Here is a 262-nt window from a genome sequence, read left to right as displayed (position 1 = left end):
ACCCCGCGATGAACGGAGACAGGAGAGCCGGCAGCACGATCTTGGAGACGACCCCGCCCCACTCGACGGCGCCGAACCCGGCCCCGATGACCGCGGCGCCGATGAGGCCGCCGAACAGCGCGTGCGTGGAGCTCGACGGAAGGCCGAGCCACCACGTGAGGAGGTTCCAGAGCACCGCCCCCATCAGGCCCGCGAAGATCATCGGGACCGTGATGTCGGGCAGACCCTGGGAGTCCTGGGCGAGGATGCCCTCCGACACCGT

At 70.2% G+C, this 262-nt stretch carries 1 protein-coding gene; it reads right to left on the bottom strand.

Going from position 1 to position 262, the window contains the following annotated elements:
* Nucleotides 1-262 (bottom strand): inorganic phosphate transporter (locus ACZ3HG_RS24035; RefSeq protein ID WP_465334928.1); only part of this gene is annotated, 262 nt, incomplete at both ends.

It is taken from the genome of Erwinia sp. PME.40.26/001, assembly GCF_055556675.1.
Note: the sequence above shows the minus strand (reverse complement) of the source record. Positions and strands in the feature narration are given on the sequence as shown.